Origin of the sequence: Paenibacillus wuxiensis, from assembly GCF_040195695.1 — a bacterium.
Classification (GTDB): domain Bacteria; phylum Bacillota; class Bacilli; order Paenibacillales; family Paenibacillaceae; genus Paenibacillus_B; species Paenibacillus_B suaedae.
This window is the reverse complement of record NZ_JBEFZI010000006.1, coordinates 401,650-421,775: the sequence shown is the minus strand read 5'-3', so window position 1 is coordinate 421,775 and position 20,126 is coordinate 401,650. Positions and strand designations below refer to the sequence as shown.

Below are 20,126 nucleotides of genomic sequence, written 5' to 3'. Positions count from 1 at the left end.
GAGCAATTATAACTTCATATAGCCATGGATCTTATCTCTTCTGCGGATATGATTGTGAACTCTTTTGGAACAGAATCTACTGATGATGTTTCCGGACGCTTACGAATATTTTTCGAATAGGGGAGAGTCAACGTGAACGCGAATCCTAACGAATGGTATCCTTTGACGCAAGCGCAGCGCAGAATCTGGTACACAGAAATGATGCATCCTAATACGTCAGTTACTACCGTTGCTGGAACAATGTACATACGAGGCAAGGTAGACGTTGAGATTTTGAAAATGGCGATATATCAAGTGATCATGCAGCATGATGCCTTCCGAATACGAATCGCAATGACAGACAATCAGCCGAAGCAGCAATTTGCTCCTGTAGAGCAAATCGTCCCTCACGTTGATTACTTAGAGTGGGATAATCAGATAGAAGCTGAGAGCTGGTTACATCGATTTAATCATATTCCTATCCATATGTTCGACCCAGCGTTATATCACTTTGTCGTATTTAACGTCAATGATGAGGAAGCATGGTTCAATTTGAAAATGAATCATATTGTAACGGATGGAGTCTCTTCTCATCTTATCGTTTATAAAATCATGAAGAATTATACAGCAATGTTGAGTGGCAACGCGGACACGGATGAACAAGAGAGCACTTACCTGGATTACATATTCGCGGAACGAGAGTATGAACAATCTGATCGATACGCGAAAGATAAGGCATATTGGCTGGATAAGTTCAGCACAATGCCAGAAGTGATAAGTATCAAATCTTACCCTCCTCATTCAATCGGCACTGAGGCCAGTCGGACAAGCATCACGGTTAGCGGAGAAATGTACGAGAAGCTTTACCGATTTAGCCAGCAGCACGATATCAGTCTCTTTACTCTATTTCTAGGTTCTTTATACGCATTTCTATATAAGACGACAGGGAACAACGATATTGCTGTCGGTGCCGCTTATGCGAATCGAACTTCCAGGCAAGACAAGGATGCGCTGGGCATGTTCGTAAGCACGGTAGCCGCTCGTTTGACGATTACCCCAGACCAAGATGTACTAACCTTCCTACATAACGTTGCCAAAGAGCAAAAAGCAATTTTGCGGCATCAGAAGTATCCTTACAACCAGCTTATTCTTGATTTAAGAGAGCAAAATAATAGTGTTGAGATTCGGGATTTGTACCGTATTTCCATCGACTATATGCCGATACGCTGGTTCAGTCACGGAGAACTAGCCGCCCGCCAACGCAGCAGCTTTTGCGGTCATGAGGTAGACGATTTTGCAGTTCACGTAGAAGATATGATGGATGATAATCAGATCATTTTCAATATCGATTATCGCAAACAGTTGTTCGAAGAGCATGAAGTCATTCGTATCATCGATCAAATGATGACCATCGTTGATCAGATGTTGAGTAATCCGAGCCAGAGCTTGCAGCAGTTGTCCATGATCAGTGATAAGGAAGCTCAGATCATCCTGACACGCTTCAGCAACGGGAATTGGTCAACGCCGCAGCCTGTTGGACGAACGATTCACCAGTTGTTTGAGGAACAGGTCGAACGCACGCCTGATCAGGTTGCTGTCGTGTTCGGAGATCGGCACCTAACCTACAAGGAACTGAACGAACAAGCCAATTGCTTCGCTCGAACATTGCGAGCCCATGGTGTAGCAGCAGAGCAATTCGTAGGCATCATGGCAGACCGCTCGATTGAGATGGTCGTCGGTATACTTGCAATATTGAAGGCGGGTGGAGCCTACGTTCCGATAGATCCTGAATATCCAGAAGAGCGCATTTTATATATGCTGGAAGACTCTAATGCAAGAGTACTCGTATCGCAAAGTCATTTACAGACACGGCTCGGTTACACAGGAACATGGGTATTGCTTGATGATGAGAACGACTATGAAGCAAACCGCGATAACTTGGAGTCGGTCAACGAAGCACATCATTTGGCTTATGTCATCTATACATCCGGTACAACTGGCAAGCCGAAGGGCGTCATGATTGAGCATAAGCAGATTACAGCCTTGGGGGATGCATGGAAGCATGCCTATCAATTAGATGAATCGGGAATTCGGACGCTGCAATGGGCAAGCTTCTCCTTCGACGTATTTACGGGAGACATGGTGCGAGCGCTGCTGTACGGAGGCGAGCTTATCATCTGCCCAAGCGAAGCGCGAGCTAATCCTGAAGCGATATGCGAGCTAATCGCAAGACATCGCATCCACATATTCGAATCAACCCCAGCCCTCGTTATTCCGTTGATGGAATACGTGCATGAACAAGGGAAGGATGTAAGCAGTCTGCGCCTGCTCGTTGTGGGCTCGGATCATTGCCCGGCTGCGGAATATCGCAAGCTGATGGAACGATTCGGCTCGCAAATGAGAATCCTGAACAGCTATGGCGTGACTGAGGCTTGCGTCGATGCGTGCTATTACGAGAGAAATGGTAGTGTGGATTCCATCACCATGCTTCCGATAGGTAAACCACTGCCTTCGGTATCTATGTACATTCTAGACGAGAACAAGGCGCTTCAGCCAATTGGAATTGTAGGAGAGCTCTACATAGGTGGAGCCGGTGTCGGCAGAGGTTATTTGAACCGTGATGACTTGACAGCAGAAAAATTCGTTGATGACCCCTACTCACAAGGAAAGATGTATCGGACAGGTGATTTGGCAAGATGGCTGCCGGACGGAAACATCGAATACCTTGGAAGGCTCGATCATCAAGTTAAAATTCGGGGTAACCGGATAGAAATAGGTGAAATTGAAACGCGCATGCTGCAAACATCACTCGTGCGGGAAGCCGTTATCGTAGCGCGAGAGGATGAAAATGGACTGAAAGCTCTGTGCGCCTATTATGTTGCCGACAGCGAGATATCCGTACAGCAATTGCGTTCAACCCTAGCAGAACAAGTACCGGATTATATGATTCCGTCTTATTTCATGAAGCTGGAACGATTGCCGCTTACGCCGAACGGCAAAATTGATCGGAATGGATTGCCTGCACCGTCTGGTCAGGACTATTCCGGCAAGATTTATGTGGAGCCTCGTAACCAAGCGGAACAAACGCTGGCTAGCATCTGGAAAATGGTGCTTGGAGTCAAGCGAGTGGGTATTTTGGATCATTTCTTCGAGCTAGGTGGGGATTCGATCAAGTCCATTCAAGTATCTTCTCGCATGCAGCAAGCTGGATATAAGCTGGATATCCGGGATCTGTTCAAGTATCCGACCATTGAACAAATAAGTCCACATCTAGTGGAGGTTCAGCGAAAAGCTGAGCAGGGAGAAGAGAGCGGCGAGGTTGGGCTCACTCCTATATTGCGCTGGTATTTTGATCGAGATGAAGTGAGTCTGCATCATTACAATCAATCCATAATGCTGCACCACAAAGATGGATTCGATGAAGCGGCACTTCGCAATGCATTGCACAAGATAACTGAACATCATGATGCGCTGCGCATGGTATTCCGCCGCACGGAACAGGGAGAATACGCGGCCTGGAACCGGAGAATCGAAGAAGGCGAGCTTTACCGTCTTGATGTGTTGGATATCAAGGAACGTTCCGCTGGCGTAGAAAGCGAAGAATCTCTTCACAACATGTTCATAGCTGAAGCCGATGTGATTCAGGCGGGGTTCGATATAGAGGCAGGGCCACTTGTAGGCGCAGGATTGTTCCGCTGCCCAGATGGAGATCACCTGCTTATCGTCATTCATCATGCTGTTATTGATGCCGTATCTTGGCGCATTTTGCTCGAGGATCTTGCCACCGGATACGAACAGGCACTTCAAGGCAGCGAGATTCGTCTCCCTGACAAGACCGACTCCTTCCGGTTATGGTCCAGACAGCTTTCAGCATATGCGCAGCAGTCTAACATGAACGAAGAGCTGAAATATTGGCAGCAAGTCGCACAGACGACGATTACTCCACTGCCGACGGATTACGCGGGAATTGCTCTTCAACGAGATAGCGAATCGGTCACGGTTGAATGGAATGCTAGTGAGACCGAACTGCTGTTGAAACAGGCGCATCGGGCGTATAACACGCAGATGGACGATCTTCTCTTAACGGCACTCGGCATTGCATTCCGGAGATGGTGTGGGCATGAGCGCATCCGAATTAATTTGGAAGGACATGGTCGGGAGTCGATCCTGCCAGATCTTGATATCACACGCACGGTAGGCTGGTTCACGAGTGAGTATCCGCAGCTTCTCGAGGTGGGCTCTGAGGAAGAACTGCCGCGAATCATCAAGTCGGTCAAAGAAGTTTTGCGCAGCATTCCGAATAAAGGGATCGGTTACGGCATTTGTCGATATTTATCAGACGCGGGTATGCAGGATGATTGGGGAACAGCACCTGAGGTTAGCTTCAACTACTTGGGGCAGTTCGACCAAGATTTCCAGAACAGCGGTTTTTCTCCATCGCCGTATTCTACAGGCAGCAATATTGGGGGAGATCAGCTAAGACCTTATCTGCTGGACATGAATGGCATGGTCTCGGACGGCAAATTGCAGCTCGACATCAGCTATGGACGGACGCAATATCGTGTTGAGACGATTAAGCGACTGGCAAGCTTGATTCGGGACAGCTTACTTGAAATCATCGATCATTGTGTGGCCAAGGAGCGAACAGAGCTCACGCCAAGTGACGTGTCATTGCAGCGCATTAGCATTCAAGAGCTGGAGCAGATCGTTGAACGGACAAGCGGTATCGGTGAAGTGGAGGATATCTATGCATTAACGCCGATGCAGAAGGGAATGTGGTTCCATACAGCTATGGATAGCCAGGCGGGGGCCTATTTCGAGCTTACACGCTTAACGCTTGAGGGAACGCTGAACATCGAAGCCTTCGCCGCAAGCTGGAATGAACTGGCGGCTCGGCATGCTGTATTCCGTACCAACTTCCTCGTTGATTCGAACGGCGAGCCGCTGCAAGTTGTATTTCGGAGCAAGCGCATCAGCGTGAAGTACGAAGATTGGCGTTCTCTGAATCCAAATGAGCAGGCTGTGGCGATTGAGAACGAAGCGGCCAAGGAACGCGCACAAGGCTTTGACCTTGAGAATGGGGATGTCATGCGCGTGTCCGTACTCCAGACGGCAGACGAAGTGTATGAAGTTCTATGGATCTCCCATCACATCGTCATGGATGGATGGTGTCTCCCGCTCGTCGCTGCTGAAGTATTCAACACGTACTCCGCGCTGGTGGAAGACAAGAAGCCGATTCTTGCTTCGGTACCTTCCTATAATCATTACATTCAATGGCTGGAGCGGCAGGATGATTCCGCAGCCGCGGCCTATTGGAACAATTATTTGTCTGGATTTGAAGAGACGACAGAACTTCCGCATAGCAAGGGGCGCAGACATTCTGGTCAATATGAAGCAGGTCAGGTTCAGATCGATCTAGGTACAAGCCTGAGCCTCGCTCTCAATCAAGTTGCAACGCAGCATCAAGTGACACTGAATACATTGCTGCAGGCATCATGGGGAATTTTGCTCCAGAAATACAACAGAACTTCAGATATTGTATTCGGCAGCGTTGTATCCGGCAGACCGGCAGAACTAGTCGGAATCGAAGAGATGGTTGGTTTGTTCATTAACACGATTCCTGTGCGTGTGAGCAGTCAGGCGCACGAGAGATTTGCAGAAGTAATGACGCGTATGCAAGAAGATGCATTGTCATCTGCCAAGCACGACTACTATCCGTTGTACGAAATCCAAGCACAGTGCACCCTGAAGCAGGATCTCATTACTCACATCATGGTGCTTGAAAACTATCCGATGGAGCAGCAGCTCGATCAATTTAACAGTTCAGACGGCAGTGGACTGAAACTGACAGACGTTACCGTAACAGAACAGACGAATTATGATCTGAACCTCATCATCATACCTGGCGACAATATCGTCATTCGCTTCGATTTTAATAAACAAGCACTCGAAGAAGCGGATATGAATGTGTTGAAGCTGCATCTGTTGCATGTACTGGAACAAGTTGCATCGAATCCGCGGATATCCATAGGAGAGCTGCAGCTGGCGACGGATGAAGAGCGTGCCGTAATGATGAGCGAATTTAATGATACGTTCGTGGCTTATCCGCGCGAGAAGTCGATCCATCGATTGTTCGAGGAGCGAGCTGAACATGAGCCAGACGCGCTTGCTGTCGTGTTTGGAAATGAACAGATGACCTACGGAGCGTTGAATGCCGCAGCCAATCGAATGGCTCGGAGACTCCGGCATGCCGGGGTGACGAGCGGTGAACTGGTTGGCATCTGCGCGGATCGATCGCTGGATATGGTCGTCGGCTTACTGGCAATTATGAAGTCCGGCGGGGCTTATGTACCGATCGACCCGGCTTACCCTCAAGAGCGGATTAGTGCAATGCTCGAAGATACATCCATTGCGACGATGGTTACGCAGAAGCATCTGTGCAGTTTATGGCCTGAACATCTTAACGTGATCGTGCTGGATGTTAACGAGACAGACGTAAGCAACTTAATGGAAGATATAGAAAGTACAAACCTGTCTATTGATGGGGCTGGAGACGATTTGGCATACATCATCTATACGTCAGGGTCTACGGGAACGCCGAAAGGGGTTTGCGTAACGCACCGCGGGGTGGTCAGGCTCGTATGCGGCGCGACGTATGTCGAGATCGACAGCTCGGATGTCTTCTTGCAAGGTTCCACAATCTCGTTCGATGCAGCAACCTTTGAAATATGGGGAAGTCTGCTGAATGGGGCTGCGCTGGCCATCCTGCCTCCTGGCAATGTGTCGCTTACAGATTGGAGCGAAGCGATTCAGCGTCATCGGGTGACGACGTTGTGGATGACAGCTGGTTTGTTCCAGGTCATGGTTGAACAGCAAATCGAGGGCTTCTACGGAGTCAAGCAGCTGCTTGTGGGGGGAGATGTTGTATCTCCTACACACGTGTGTAAAGTGATGGAGAAGCATAAAGGTATAAGGGTGATTAATGGCTACGGGCCGACGGAAAATACAACCTTCACCTGCTGCCATACCATTACGGCTGCTGATTTGGATCGAGGCTGCTCGATTCCGATTGGCCGACCGATTAGCAATACGCGAGTGTATGTGCTGGATGAAGCTGGGAACGCTCTTCCTGTTGGCGTATGTGGAGAGCTGTATGCGGGCGGAGATGGCTTGGCACGAGGATACTTGAATCGTCCGGAATTGACAGCAGAGAAATTCGTGAATGATCCATTTCTCCCAGGTGAACGCTTGTATCGGACAGGCGATTTGGCGAGATGGCTGCCAGACGGTTCAATCGAATTTATCGGGCGCTGCGACGAACAAGTGAAGATTCGCGGTTACCGGATTGAACCAGGTGAGGTATTAGCCTATCTTCTGCGGGTCGATGAAGTAGGAGAGGCGGCTGTAATCGCGCGGGAGGATTCGAGTGGACAGAAGGAGCTATGCGCCTATTTCACAGCGGAAGTTGAGCTATCGGCTAGTGGACTAAGGGAGACACTGGCTCGTGAACTGCCAGCTTACATGATCCCGTCGCATTTTATTCAGATTGAAGAACTTCCTTTGACACCTAACGGCAAGGTGGATCGCAGAGCCCTGCCTCAACCAGGGGAACGAATGCGTTTGAATATGCAAATCCAGCCGCGCACGGAACTGGAAGCTAAGCTCGCACTCATCTGGAAGGATGTGCTTGGTCTCGAGAACGTAGGCGTTACAGATTCATTCTTTGAACTGGGCGGCCATTCCTTGCGCGCGACGACCCTCGTCAGCAAGGTGCATCGGGAGTTGAGTGTTGTGCTGCCACTGCAGGATGTTTTCCGCTACCCGACGATTGAACAAATGTCTCTCGCCATACAGGGGATGCATAAGGAAAGCTTTGCATCCATACCTCGGGTGGAAGACCGAGAGTGGTACCCGGTATCTTCCGCGCAGAAGCGGATGTTCGTTCTTCATCAGATGGAGGGCGCAGAACTGTCCTACAATATGCCGGGCGTCATGGCGATTGAAGGCAAGCTCCATCGCGATCGCTTGGAGACGGCATTCCGCAGCTTGATAGCAAGACATGAAGTGCTGCGTACTGGGTTCGAAATGCACAACGGGGAACCCATGCAGCGAATTTACAGCGATGTAGAATTTACTGTCGAGCATTGGATAGTTGGAGCTGCATCGGAAGCGGAGTCCGTCATTCGCTCGTTCGTACGGGCGTTCCAATTGAATAAGCCACCGCTGCTTCGGGTCGGACTGATCGAAGTGGACGCAGGTCGGCACCTGTTGCTGTTCGATATGCATCATATCATTTCGGACGGGGCATCCATGGGCATTCTGCTAGATGAATTCGTTGCACTGTATAGCGGCGAACAATTGCCTGAATTGCGTCTTCAGTACAAGGATTATGCTTCGTGGCAGCATTCGGAAGCATTCTTGTCCAAGATGGAAGAGCAGAAGGCGTATTGGCTGGAATCATTACGAGGCGAGCTTCCGGTTCTGCAGCTTCCAGTGGATTACACTCGGCCTGCATTCCGCAGCTTTGCAGGAAGCACGTTGGAATTCATTGTTCCTGCCAACAAGGCGGACCAGCTTAAGCAGCTTGGAGCGGGTTCGGATGCCACGATGTACATGGTGCTGCTGGCGTTGTATACGGCCTTGCTTCACAAGTATACCGGACAAGAAGACGTCATCGTGGGGATGCCGATAGCCGGTAGAACGCATGCAGACATCGAGCCGCTTATCGGTATGTTCGTCAACACACTTCCACTTCGCCATTATCCGGCTGGAGAGAAGACGTTCCGCTCCTTCCTGGAGGAGGTTCGGCAGTCCACACTACAAGCGTACGAGCATCAGGAATATCCGTTCGAAGAGCTCGTTGAACATATACAACCAACAAGGGATGTTAGCCGCAATCCAATATTCGATACTGTGCTTGTCCTGCAAAATACGGAAAAAGGCGCATGGTCCATCGATGGACTTGCCGTGACGCCGAATCCGATTGAGCATGCCGTTGCTAAGTTCGACCTTACACTTCATGTCGAAGAAGATGTCGATGGCCTGGCGTGCAGCATTGAATATGCAACCGCTTTGTACAATCGAGAAACGATCGAACGGCTGGCATGCCATTTCAATCAATTGCTGGAAGCAGTCATAAGCAATCCCGAAGCTCGGTTGGAGCAGCTTGGCATCATAACGGAGACAGAGAAGCAGCAATTGATCGAACAGTTCAACGATACGTCAGCGGATTATCCGCGTGATAAGACGATTCACCGACTGTTCGAGGAACAGGTCGAAAGAACGCCTGATGCGATTGCTGTAACGGGAACAGACGGATTCTTGACTTACCAGGAGCTGAATGAACGGGCTAACAGCTTGGCGTGGGTACTGCGTGCAGAAGGCATCGGAGCAGACAAGCTGGTAGGCATCATGGCCGAGCGTACGACGGATATGCTTGTGGGGCTAATCGCCATACTCAAGGCCGGAGGAGCTTACGTACCAATCGATCCCGAATATCCAGATGAGCGCATCAGTTATATGCTGAGCGATTCCGGGGCAGATATTTTGCTATTGCCTCGACATCTGCAGAATCAAGTCGCCTATGAGGGCACCGTGTTGTTCCTTGATGACGAGCAGACATACAGCGGGGACAAGTCCAACCCGCCATCAGTCAACAAACCTTCCGATCTGGCTTATGTCATCTATACATCGGGAACGACGGGCAAGCCGAAGGGTACATTGATTGAACATAAGAACGTCGTGCGGCTGTTGTTCAACAGCAGAAATCTGTTCGACTTCCGTTCAACCGATACATGGACGCTGTTCCACTCCTTCTGCTTCGACTTCTCGGTATGGGAAATGTACGGCGCTTTACTATACGGAGGGAAATTGGTGGTTGTTCCGCAGCTGACAGCCAAAAACCCTGCGATGTTCCTGCAGCTGCTGGCTGAAGAGCGGGTAACGATTTTGAATCAGACGCCGACCTATTTCTATCAATTAATAAGGGAAGCACTTACGGATGGAAGCCCAGAATTGAACATTCGAATGGTGATCTTCGGCGGAGAAGCGCTGAGTCCGCAGCTGCTTAAGGACTGGAGAGCGAAATATCCGCGCACGCAATTGATCAATATGTATGGGATTACCGAGACTACGGTTCATGTCACGTACAAAGAGATCACGGAAACCGAGATCGAGCAGGCAAGAAGCAATATCGGATTCCCAATCCCGACCTTGCGCATCTATATTCTGGATGCGAATCGACAATGCGTGCCGATAGGCGTGGCCGGGGAAATGTTCGTCGCAGGAGAAGGGCTTGCACGTGGATATTTGAATCGCCCTGAGTTGACCGCGGACAGATTCGTTGACAATCCATTCGAACCGGGCAGCAAGATGTACAAGACAGGCGACTTGGCGAAGTGGCTGCCTGACGGCAACATTGAATACCTTGGCCGGATTGATCATCAAGTAAAAATTCGCGGGTATCGAATCGAGCTAGGCGAGGTAGAAGCCCAAGTAACGAAGGTAGAATCGGTTCGTGAAGCCATTGTTATTGCACGAGAGGAGAATGGCGAAAAGCTGTTGTGTGCATATTTCGTGGCGGATCGGCAACTGACCGTAGGAGAAATGAGAACCGAATTGGCGCAGGAGCTGCCAGCTTACATGATTCCATCCTACTTCGTGCAGATGGAGCGGATGCCGCTTACCTCCAACGGGAAGGTTGACCGCAAGGCGCTGCCTGCACCGGAAGGCAGCATCAACACGGGCAAGGAATACGTAGCGCCGCGTACACCAATGGAAGCTAGCTTAGCCCGCATGTGGGAGGAACTGCTTGGAATTGAGCAGGTCGGCGTGACAGACAATTTCTTCGAGCTAGGCGGACATTCCTTAAGGGCAACTGCGCTGGTTAACAGGGTGCACCAAGAGATGAATATCCAGTTGCCGCTGCGCGATGTGTTCCGCTTCTCTACGATAGAAGAACTGGCAGCTGCCATGTCCGAGATGGCGGAGGAATCCTATTCTTCAATTCCGGTTGCTGAGGCTCAGGATCATTATCCGGTATCTTCCGCTCAGAAGCGGCTGTATATCCTTCACCAGCTTGAAGGGGCGGAGCAGGGCTATAACATGCCTGGCATCATGCTGCTCGAAGGCGAGCTGGATCGAAGCAGGTTCGAGGCTGCATTCCGCAAATTGATTGCGCGTCACGATATTTTGCGTACCGGCTTCGAGCTTGTGCAGGGAGAGGCTGTACAGCGAATACATGATACTGTGGATTTCGCGATTGAATATCGGAAAGTCGAAGAACAAGAGGTTCAGCAGCAAGTAAAACAGTTTATCCGCACATTCGAGCTTGATAAGCCGCCGCTGCTTCGTGTCGGGTTGATCGAGATTGCGGAGACGAAGGAACAGCATGTGCTTCTGTTCGATATGCATCATATTATTTCCGACGGCGTATCGATTGGTATCGTGCTGCAGGAAATCATGCGGCACTATCACGGGGAACAGGTACCGCCGCTTCATATTCAATACAAGGATTATGCTGCATGGCAGCAATCAGAGGCCCAGAAGGAACAGTTGAGGCATCAGCAAGCATATTGGCTTGACCAATTCCAAGGTGAATTGCCGATATTGGAGCTGCCAACAGACTATGCTCGTCCGGCCATGCAGCAATACGGTGGTCTAACGCTGCCATTTAGAATCGATAAGGACGTGGCAGATGGTTTGAACCGAATTGCCGCTGACACCGGAACGACATTATACATGGTTCTCCTAGCTGCTTATACCGTCATGCTGCACAAGTATACGGGCCAAGAAGACATCGTGGTCGGAACACCGATTGCCGGCAGAACACATGAAGAACTTCAACCGTTAATTGGTATGTTCGTCAATACGCTTGCCATTCGTGCTTATCCGGCAGGTGCTAAGGCATTCCGTTCCTATCTGGATGAGATTAGAAGCACAATGCTGGGGGCCTACGAGCATCAACAGTATCCATTTGAGGAATTGGTGGAAGGTCTGCAGTTGACTAGGGATTTAAGCCGCAATCCGCTGTTTGACACCATGTTCGCTCTAGACAATACGGACATGAAGGCTGATTCCCTGGGCGAGCTTCAAATGAAGCCATATCCACTGGAATACACAATATCGAAGTTCGATGTAAGCTTGGATGTGAAGGCGGATGAGGCGGGGCTGGATTGCAGCTTCGAGTATGCGACTTCCTTGTTCAAATCAGAGACGATCCACCGCATGGCAGAGCATTTCAGCCAATTGTTGAAGGACATCGTCAATCACCCGGATGCGCAAATGGGCGAACTAGGGATGCTTACCGTGCAGGAGAGCGACGAGATCTTGCAGGTGTTCAATCCAACTCGCTCATTGAAAACTCCTGACGGAACGATTCATCGATTGTTCGAAGAACAAGCAGAACGGACACCGGAGCAACCAGCAGTCGTATTCGGGAATAAGCGCATGACTTACCGCGAGTTGAACGAACGGGCGAATAAGCTTGCGAGAACATTGCGGGCAGAAGGTGTGGAGTCAGATGACTTAATTGGCGTTATGGCTGATCGCTCGATTGATATGGTCGTGGCAGTCATGGCCGTCTTGAAGTCAGGCGGAGCCTATGTCCCGATTGATCCGGAATATCCGGAGGATCGCATTCGCTACATGCTGGAAGATGCGAAGGCAAGAATACTTCTGACGCAGTGTCATTTACAAGATAAAGTGTCCTTCGAGGGAACGTGGGTGCTGCTGGAAGACGAAGCTTCCTATCATGAGGACGATACGAACCTGGAGCCGAACTGCGAGCCTGACCATCTCTGTTATGTCATCTATACATCGGGTACAACCGGCAATCCGAAGGGAGTCATGATCGAGCATCGTCAGCTCGCTGCGATGGCAGAGGCTTGGAAGGCCGAGTATGAATTGCATGAGCCGGGCATTCGCTGGCTGCAATGGGCGAGCTTCTCGTTCGACGTATTCTCAGGTGATCTCGCTCGCACACTGCTGCATGGAGGAGAGCTTGTACTCTGCCCGAGCGATACAAGAGCGAACCCGGGTGCATTAGCAGAGCTTCTTCGCAGCAGCGGCATTCAGATGTTCGAATCGACACCTGCTCTCGTCATTCCGCTTATGGAGCATGTGTATGAGCATCGCATGGACATCGACAGCTTGAAATTATTAATTATTGGCTCCGATCTGTGTCCTGCAGATGAATTCCGCAAGCTGCTCGATCGCTTCGGTTCACATTTACGCATCATTAACAGCTATGGCGTCACTGAAGCTTGCGTTGACTCGAGCTATTATGAGCCGATTTCATCAGATCCAGTGCGTTCTGTGCCAATCGGTAAGCCGCTTCCTTACGTATCGATGTACATTCTCGGTGAGAACTTGTCGCTTCAGCCTGTTGGTCTGGCTGGGGAGCTGTATATCGCAGGCGCCGGAGTCGGACGCGGATACTGGAATAGGCCGGAAATGACAGCAGACAAATTCGTGCGCGATCCGTTCGCTGACGGTCAACGCATGTATCGTACAGGGGATTTGGCGAAATGGCTGCCGGACGGCAACATTGAATTAATCGGGCGCACCGATCATCAGGTGAAAATTCGCGGCTACCGCATCGAAATCGGAGAGGTCGAATCGAAGCTGCAGCAAACGCCGCATATCCGCGAAGCAGCCGTCGTCGCGAAGGAAGATGGTAGCGGGCGGAAGGTACTGTGTGCTTATTACACATCCGAGCGTGAGCTTACGGCAGGTGAATGGAGAGCTGCGTTAGCGAAGGAATTGCCGGCCTACATGATACCATCGCACTTTATGAGGCTTGAGCGAATGCCGCTTACGCCGAACGGCAAGCTGGATCGCAAGGGACTTCCAGCACCGGAAGGCGCTGCGTATACGGGGACGGAATATGAAGCTCCACGCACGGATGCAGAGATTGCGTTGGCTGCCGCATGGCAGAGTGTCTTGCATGTGGAGCGGGTTGGAACGAATGATCATTTCTTCGAACTGGGTGGAGATTCGATCAAATCGATTCAAGTGTCATCGCGTCTGCATCAGGCTGGATACAAGTTGGAAATACGCGACCTGTTCAAATACCCAACGATAGCGCAATTGAGTCTACAGCTTCAGCCGATCGGCAGGATAGCCGATCAAGGCGAGGTGTCTGGCGAGGCTGAGCTGACGCCAATCCAACGCTGGTATTTCGGACTGGATCTGGATGACATGCATCATTATAACCAGTCGTTCATGCTGTATCGGCAGGACGGATTTAATGAGGAGGTTCTGCGCAAGACTTTACGAACCATCGTGGAGCATCATGATGCGCTGCGAATGGTATTCCGTAAATCAGACGCTGGGGTTACGGCTTGGAATCGGGCAATCGAAGAGGGGGAGCTGTTCGACTTCCTTGCCTTCGATATCGCAAACAGTGGAGATGCTGAACAGGTTATCGAAGCGAAAGCGAACGACATACAGGCTAGCATCGATTTGCAGGGCGGGCCGCTTGTGAAGGCTGGATTGTTCCGCTGCGAGCAAGGCCATCATCTGCTCATCGCGATCCACCATGCTGTCATAGACGGAGTATCATGGCGTATCCTGCTGGAAGATATCGCGGCAGGCTACGAGCAAGCGTGCAAGGGTGACGACATCCGCTTGCCTTCGAAGACCGATTCTTATGCCGCGTGGTCACGGAGTTTGGTCGAATATGCTGAACACACGGATTTGGGTCATGAGCGCAGCTATTGGAGACACGTCTTGAACGCTGGAGCGAATCCGCTGCCGAAGGACTTTGACACAGAATCAAGTCTGCAGCAGGACAGTAATTCCGTCACCGTAGCTTGGGATCAACAGGATACGGAGCATTTACTGAAACGGGTGCACCGAGCTTATAACACCGATATGAATGAGATCTTGCTGGCCGCTCTCGCGATAGCCATACAGAAATGGAGTGGGCACAATCAAATTCTCGTCAACCTAGAGGGTCATGGACGTGAGCCAATCGCAGGCGACCTAGATATTTCACGGACAGTCGGCTGGTTCACAAGCGAATATCCGGTTCTGCTGCAAGCGGAGCAAGATCGAGGTTTGGCGTACCACATCAAGAGAACGAAGGAAGAATTGCGGCAGATTCCGAACAAGGGAATCGGTTACGGCATATGCCGCTACTTGTCTGAGCCGCAAGATAGCTTGGAATGGGGAGCTGCCCCAGAGATTAGCTTCAACTACTTGGGACAATTCGTTCAAGACTCGATGGGAAGCGGCTTGATGTTGTCTCCATATTCGAAAGGTTCCGATGGAAGCGCCTTGCATACACGTCAATATGTCCTCGACATCAATGGCGCCATAACTGACGGCATATTGACCTTGGATATGAGCTACAGCGAGAAAGAGTACCGCAAGGAGACGATGGAACTGCTGGCAGGCCATTTCCACGAGAGTCTGCTCGAGATCATCGACCACTGTGTCTCACGTGAGCAGACAGAATTGACACCGAGTGATCTACTGCTGCAAGGACTGAGTATCGAACAGCTGGAGCAGATTGCTGAAGAGACGAAAGAGCTTGGCATCATCGAAAATATGTACATGCTGACCCCGATGCAGAAGGGGATGTGGTTCCATAACGCTCTCGATGGTCAAGAAGGCGCATCGGGTGCTTATTTCGAACAAACCCGATTTACGCTGCGAGGTGAGCTTGAGCCTGTCCTGTTTGCCCAGAGCCTGCACGAGCTGGCTGCCCGGCATTCCGTGCTGCGGACGAACTTCTGCAGCTTGGACGGGGAACCGGTACAGGTGGTGTTCCGGGAAGGACGAATTACATTCACGTACGAGGATCTGAGCCAATTGCCAGCTGATGAGCAAGCAGTTGTGATGGAACGTGTTGTCGCGAGCGACAAGCTGCAAGGGTTCGATCTGGAACGCGATCCGCTTGTTCGCGTCACATTGATGCGTACGGAGGCATCTAGCTGCCATGTACTGTGGAGTTCTCATCATATTCTGATGGATGGCTGGTGCTTGCCGCAGTTGACGGACGAGTTGTTCCGCATATACTCAGCTGTCACGAATCATGCAGCCGGAACTACTGAAGCTACTGGAACGGTCGGAACTTCCGGATCTGCAGGATCCATGTGGAACAAAGAGGCCAACCTGCCAGACTATAGCCGATATATCGAATGGCTGGCAGAGCAGGACATGAGTGCGGCGGCAGAATATTGGAACGGGTACTTGGCGGGCTACGAGCAGCAGACACGATTGCCAAATGGGAAGATCACAGGCAAGGATAAGCCATATGTGCTGGAACAAGCGTCCCGCAAGCTCGGAATTGAGCTTACTTCCCGTATGATTCGGATTGCCAAGCAGCATCAAGTTACGTTAAATACGCTGCTGCAAGCGGCTTGGGGGATCGTGCTTCAGAAGTATAACGGGACGCAAGATGTGGTGTTCGGCGGAGTCGTATCGGGTCGACCTGCTGATGTTCCGGGTGTCGAATCGATGATTGGACTATTCATTAACACGATTCCGGTTCGTGTAAGCTGCGAAGCCGGCGCAAGCTTCTCAGACGTGATGGAGCAGCTGCAAAATGCGGCACTCGAATCTGGGCGATATGATTATTATCCGCTCTATGAGATTCAATCGAGAACGTCACAGAAGTCGGAACTAATCAGCCACATCATGGTGTTTGAGAACTATCCATTGGACGAGCGAATGGAGCAAACCGGAGACGGTAACGACGGAGCTCTCGCTTTAACCGATGTTCAAGCAGCTGAACAGACCAATTATGATTTCAATCTAATGGTCGTGCCGGGTGATGAACTTATCATTCGCTTTGATTTCAACTCGGAAGTGTATGATCGCGGTCATATGGAACGGCTGCATCATCATCTGATGCATGTACTGGAGCAAGTAACAGGCAATCCTGCAATCTCCATTGCTGAAGTGCAGCTCGCTACCGAAGCGGAGAAGGCAGAAGTCCAATCTGCATTCAATGACACAGCTGTCGACTACCCTCGCGAACAGACGATTCATCGGATGTTCGAAGAGCAGGTGCAGCGGACGCCGGATGCTGCAGCAGTGCTGTATGGGGATGACGTCATAACCTACCGAGAGCTGAACGAACGTGCGAACCGGCTGGCAAGGACGCTGCGTGCGGCAGGGGTTGAACCCGATCAGATTGTCGGTATTATGGCAGAGCGTTCTCTGGAGCTAATGGTTGGCATTATGGGGATTCTGAAGGCAGGAGGCGCCTATGTGCCTATCGCACCGGATTATCCAGAGGATCGCATTCGATATATGCTGGACGATTCCAAGGCTCAGGTGCTGCTTGTTCAAGGAAGCGCGGGAGAAGCGGTTGACTTCGCGGGCCGCATCATCAATCTGGATGATGCAGAAGCATACGATGAGGACGGTTCGAATCCTGAGCCAGTCAACAAGCCGACCGATATCGCCTACATCATCTATACGTCGGGAACGACCGGACGTCCAAAAGGGGTTATGGTCGAGCATACTTCGGTCATCAACCGCTTGCTGTGGATGCAGAAACGCTATCCGATAGGATCGGAAGATACGATTATGCAGAAGACGGCGATCACGTTTGACGTATCGGTCTGGGAGCTGTTCTGGTGGGCATTTGTCGGCTCGAAGGTGCTTATGCTTTCAGTCGGTGGGGAGAAGAACCCACATGCGATTGTGGATGCGATTGAGCGTCACCGAATAACGACGATGCACTTCGTTCCATCCATGCTGCACGCGTTCCTTGAGCATGTGGAGCAAATGACAGAGGCAGAGCGTGAGCGCGGTCTCGCACCGCTGCGGCAGGTGTTCACGAGTGGCGAGGCACTGCTTGCCTCACAGGTCGAGCGGTTCCACCGTTATATTGCAACTGCAAGCGGAGCGCAGCTTATTAATCTATACGGGCCGACTGAGGCGACGGTGGACGTAACGTACTTCGACTGCGAGCCAGGCCAGACTTATGTAAGTGTGCCGATTGGCAAGCCAATTGACAATACGAGCATTTATATCGTGAATGAACATAATCAAGTGCAGCCGATCGGCGTTGCTGGTGAACTGTGCATCGCGGGAGTGGGGTTGGCGCGCGGTTACTGGAACCGTCCAGAGCTGACAGCAGAGAAATTCGTTACAATTCCTTCCGTCGGCGAACGGATGTATCGAACCGGAGACTTGGCACGGTGGCTGCCTGACGGCAATATCGAATACTTGGGCCGAATCGACCATCAAGTGAAAATCCGCGGATATCGGATTGAATTGGGCGAGCTGGAAACTGCACTGCTGAATGTCCAAGAAATTCGGGAGACGGTTGTAGTTGCGCGAGAAGAGGAAGACGGACAGAAATCACTCTGCGCCTATTATGTAGCAGATGGCGATCCAACGGTAGGTAACCTTAGAGCGGCGCTTGCTGCTGAACTGCCAAGCTACATGATTCCATCGTACTTCATTCAGCTGGAGCAGATGCCGCTGGCGCCGAACGGCAAGCTTGATCGTAAAGCGCTCCCTGCTCCGAAGGACGTGATTCAGACGGGAACTGATCACGCCGCACCACGAACAGCATTGGAAGTGAAGCTCGTTCGCATATGGCAGGAAGTACTCGGTCTCGATCAAATCGGAGTGAAGGACGACTTCTTCGAATTGGGAGGGCACTCCTTGCGCGCAACTGCGTTGGCAAGCAAGGTAAGCAAGGAAATGCACGTTGCTCTTCCGCTGCGGGATATTTTCCACTATTCGACGCTGGAAGCGATGGCGCAGGCGATCGGCGAGTTGGAGAAGCAGGAGCACCGAGCGATTCCTATCGCGCCAATGGCCGAGCATTATCCATTGGCTTCAGCCCAAAAGCGGTTATACATTCTGCACCAGGCTGAAGGAGCGCAGCAGAGCTACAACATGCCGGGGGCGATGTCCGTCAGTGGACACATCGATCGAAATCGACTGGAAGCGGCGCTTCTGCAATTGATTACACGCCATGACACACTGCGCACAAGCTTCGAAATGGTTGATGGTGAGCCTGTACAGCGCGTACACCAGCACGTTGATTTCGCGTTAGAGTATTCGACTGCGAGAGAGAAGGATATCGATCAGGTTACCGAGCAGTTTGTCCGCGATTTTGATCTGGAGCAGCCTCCACTACTGAGAGTCGGACTTGTCCAACTTGAGCAAGAAGAACAACATCTATTGCTGTTCGATATGCATCACATCATTTCGGACGGGATCTCTATGGACATATTGGTTGATGAGCTTGCTCGCTTGTACAACGGGGAGGAACTTCCTCCACTTGAAATCCAGTACAAAGATTATGTGCTGTGGCAGCAAGGAGAAGCAAGCAGCGAGCAGATGAAGGAACATGAAGAATACTGGCTGCGGACATTGGGCAATGAACTTCCGTTACTGGAGCTGCCGACCGAATTTGCAAGAGGCGAACAGCGCAGCTATGAAGGAGATAAGCTGCACTTTGCGATTGATGGGCAGTTGAACGAGAAGCTGCAGCGCTTGGCATCCCAATCGGGAGCAACCCTATATATGGTGCTGCTGGCGGCTTATACGACCTTGCTTCATAAATATTCAGGACAAAATGACCTGGTTGTGGGAAGCCCAATTGCGGGCAGAACCCATGTAGATGTAGAACCGCTAATCGGGATGTTCGTCAATTCGCTTGCGATTCGCAATTACCCAAATGATGACAAGACGTTCCGCAGTTATTTAGAGGAAGTGAAGGAATCGACCCTGAGCGCCTTCGAGCATCAGGATTATCCGTTCGATAAGCTGGTGGAGCAGTTAGAGGATGCTTGGGTTCCAGGCCGTAATCCGGTATTCGACACAATGTTCGTCCTGCAGAACGCAAAAGCGCGCACGATCAACCTGGGAGAATTGGCCTTCGAGCCTCTAATTCCATCACATACGGTTGCGAAATTCGATTTAACCTTGGAAATGGCTATCGAAGACGGCATGCTGAGCGGGCAGTTTGAATATTGCACAAAGCTGTTTTCCGCCAACATGATTGCGAATTTCGCAGAAGACTTCTTGGAAATTCTATCTCAAGCTTGCGAGCAGCCTGACATCCGCTTGGAGGATATTCAACTGAGCGGCTGTGCTTATCAAGAGGAAGAATTGGAAGAAGAAATTGACTTTGCATTCTAAATCGCTGCATTTGACACTGTTGTTCGGTT

At 50.8% G+C, this 20,126-nt stretch carries 1 protein-coding gene; it reads left to right on the top strand.

Annotation, left to right across the window (positions count from 1 at the left end; all coding sequences use genetic code 11):
- Positions 1-132: 132 nt before the first annotated feature.
- Positions 133-20,097 carry a non-ribosomal peptide synthase/polyketide synthase gene (locus ABN764_RS15855; RefSeq protein WP_446672463.1) on the top strand — a complete coding sequence of 6,655 codons (19,965 nt, stop codon included), beginning with the start codon at positions 133-135 and terminating at the stop codon, positions 20,095-20,097.
- Positions 20,098-20,126: the final 29 nt, after the last annotated feature.